The organism is Gluconobacter oxydans, assembly GCF_006539685.1.
Classification (GTDB): domain Bacteria; phylum Pseudomonadota; class Alphaproteobacteria; order Acetobacterales; family Acetobacteraceae; genus Gluconobacter; species Gluconobacter oxydans.
On record NZ_BJNM01000080.1, the window covers coordinates 1 to 2,774 of the forward strand.

4 protein-coding genes and 1 pseudogene are annotated in these 2,774 nt (G+C 57.8%); 3 read left to right on the forward strand and 2 right to left on the reverse strand.

Annotation, left to right across the window (positions count from 1 at the left end):
• Nucleotides 1-163: 163 nt before the first annotated feature.
• The 3 genes from GOX01_RS12570 (at nucleotide 164) to GOX01_RS12580 (ending at nucleotide 1,513) form a co-directional block, all read left to right on the forward strand.
• On the forward strand, nucleotides 164-514 hold the full coding sequence (locus GOX01_RS12570; RefSeq protein WP_228119363.1) for a hypothetical protein: 351 nt from the start codon (nucleotides 164-166) through the stop codon (nucleotides 512-514).
• Nucleotides 511-888, forward strand: coding sequence for a hypothetical protein (locus tag GOX01_RS12575; protein ID WP_024717261.1), 378 nt, complete (start codon nucleotides 511-513; stop codon nucleotides 886-888). Before GOX01_RS12570 ends, GOX01_RS12575 begins: the two co-directional genes overlap by 4 nt.
• Nucleotides 889-955: 67 nt before the next feature.
• Nucleotides 956-1,513 carry a phosphate-starvation-inducible PsiE family protein gene (locus GOX01_RS12580; RefSeq protein ID WP_011252870.1) on the forward strand — a complete coding sequence of 186 codons (558 nt, stop codon included), beginning with the start codon at nucleotides 956-958 and terminating at the stop codon, nucleotides 1,511-1,513.
• A 465-nt stretch (nucleotides 1,514-1,978) separates the two neighbouring features.
• Here the strand turns inward: GOX01_RS12580 and GOX01_RS12585 are convergent, their stop codons facing one another.
• Nucleotides 1,979-2,461 (reverse strand): Hsp20 family protein, encoded by a 483-nt coding sequence (locus tag GOX01_RS12585; RefSeq protein WP_011252872.1) that lies wholly within the window; start codon nucleotides 2,459-2,461, stop codon nucleotides 1,979-1,981.
• A gap of 35 nt (nucleotides 2,462-2,496) precedes the next feature.
• Nucleotides 2,497-2,774, reverse strand: a pseudogene (locus GOX01_RS13045) (hypothetical protein); the annotation flags it as partial.

The following is a 2,774-nucleotide window of genomic DNA, read 5'->3' on the forward strand; positions in this document are numbered from 1 at the left end:
CTATTGGAATAACCATCCCCCCGTGCCCCGTTCACGGGGGACCATGCGGCCAGTTTGGTCGCACTCCGCGGAAAAGACGGAGCGAGCGGAACAGACGGCCAAGCAACCTCGGTGCCTTCGGCATAGGGAGAGGAGGCCACACGTCGCTGTCGGTCTCGTCCTCATGCTGCTGGTCGGAATGACCTCGCAGGCATCGGCTGATGCGCCGCATGATGTGCTGTCGTGCGACACAGAAAAGCAGCCGGTAAACATTCCATCCATGCCACTGGCCCGCTCCATCGAGATATTGAGCCGGCAGACCGGGTGCCCGGTCCTTGTCGACCCGATCCTTATGGACGGCCGGACCTCGGCAGCCGTCAAGGGCGCCTATACGCCTCAGGCCGCCCTCCTGCATCTGTTCGGGTCCGTGCATGTCGACGTCACCGCCACTGTTTCTGGCTTGAGCGTCAGCCCTCTGGATGCGACGGCTCTGATATCGCGCGACACGCGGGCCGGCCTGAGGACTGCATCATGACTCTTCGCGCGGGCAGGCCGAACAGAATTATGTCGCTTTCGAGCGTTCAGATCGACACAGAACTGGCGGTCCTGCTGGCCGACTATCTCGGTGACCAGGAAAAAGACCAGGGATATGACGTCCTCATGCGTCGGGCGGCTGACCACCGGATTTATGATCGGATTTCTCGCTGGAGAACCGCGTCTTATCCGGAAGTGACGACCGTCGCCGTGGTCCGAAAACTCCTGCCTGTCGCTGACCGCACGCACATGGCTAAGACCCTGGGTATGTCGTTGGGAGACCTCGAAAACCAGCTGACATTAGCCTTGCCAAAAGGCGTGCGAGACCATACCAGAACATTGTCCTGTCGCCTGCCACGCTGGCAGCGGCTTTGAACCGGATGTGCGCCGGAAGGGCCACGACGTAGGAACTATAACTCAATTCATAGATGGGAAAACGGCTATGGAAGACCTCTCCATGAAACGTTCCTGGCAGAGCAGGGACTGGTCCCACTTCATCAAGCTGTTCAGGGGCCTGACATTCTACGAGCGTTTTGAACAGGCGATCATTCTGACCCTGATTGCGCTCATCATGCTGGTCACCGCCATCGCGACGATTCATCTGATCGGCGCGGTATGGCATCTGGTCGTCGATGTCGGAATCGATCCGATCAACCAGACGATCTTCCAGGCGATTTTTGGCGCGATCTTTACTGTTATCATCTCCCTTGAATTCAAACACTCCCTGCTGGTCGTTCTTGCCCAGCATGAGAACGTCATCCGAGTACGGACCATCGTCCTGATCGCCCTCCTGGCGATTGCCCGCAAATTCATCCTGCTGGATCTGCATGATGTGACTGCCATGGAACTGTTCGCTCTCTCGGCGGCTGTTCTGGCGCTGGGTGCCGTCTACTGGCTGGTCCGCGAGCAGGATGCGCGTGTCGCGCGCGATGCCAGGGAACAGGCGCATCTCGAAGATAATCCTGCGGCCCGCTGTGAGCCTGAACGGTCTTCATCCTGAAGGATCGAAGTAAAGGCGGTCTATAACGCCGCGTTTACTCAATCCCCACTATGTCTCGTGCGATGAGGACGTCTTCTTCGCCGTCTCTGGCCCTGACGGTGCCAGATGATCTGTGTCGATGGGCCGGAAAGGCGGAATGGGTTGTCCGGGAGAGTAGACCGGCCCCTTGTAGTTCTGATCCAACTGGCTTGCGTTCAAGCTGTCGACCAGCATATCACCTGTGCCGTCTTCGTAATGAGTGCGAGCCCCGGTTTTGGGGATTGTGGACGTTCCCTCAGTCGCCCTTGCATCGAACGATGTTGCAGTCGTCCGGACAACATCACCAGCATGTGCGCCCGACTGGCTCAGTAGAGACAAGCTCAGAGCAGCGCACGACAGAGATATTTTCATCCTCTTCATGCTCATGACCTTTCGAGATTCTCCCCCGGCCGGATGAATGGCCGGGGGAGAGTTTTCGTCACGCCATCAGGCTGCCTCTTTCCGCGCCTCAATCCGGGGCACGGCTTCCGCCGCACGTGCTGTAGAGGACGTAATCGCGATACGACGCGGCTTCATCGCTTCGGGTATCTCACGTTTCAGAGTAATGGACAGAAGTCCGTTCTCGAAGTGCGCATCGGTGACTTTCATATGCTCGGCCAGATCGAAGCGGCGTTCGAATTCTCTGCCCGCAATACCCCGATGGAGATATTCGGCGGCGCTTTGCGGCTCCGGCGCCTTTCGTCCTGTCACGACAAGAGTATTGCGCTCCTGTGTGATCGTAAGGTCGGCCTCGGCAAGTCCGGCAACCGCCATGTCGATCCGGTAATCATCCTCACCGGTCTTGACGATATCGTAAGGCGGCCAGTTATCGACCGCTGGAATCCGGCTGGCGAGATCAAGGGCGTTGAGCAGTCTGTCAAAACCCACGCTCGAACGGAACAGGGGAGCAAAATCAACGGTGGCTCTCATAGCCATATCCTCCTTTGAGCAACATGGACACAAGATCAAAACTGATAGTTCTGTTTGCCGACCCCTTTGGCGGCCGGCAGATTCAATCTGGGCACTCCGTGCATGGTGTCAAGAGGTATCAAAAATGCAGAAAGGCAGGTTTGGGCGTCCTCAATCGTTCGCGTGTTCAGAGTGGACCAGAACAATGCCTGATAGCATCGGATGGAAGTTGCTAGCCGCGGCATTCGCCGCGACCATGCTGAGTGCCGCTCCGGCGGAGGCCTGGCCGTGGATTTATGCTGGACCACCAATTGTCGTTCCACCACCAGTGTTT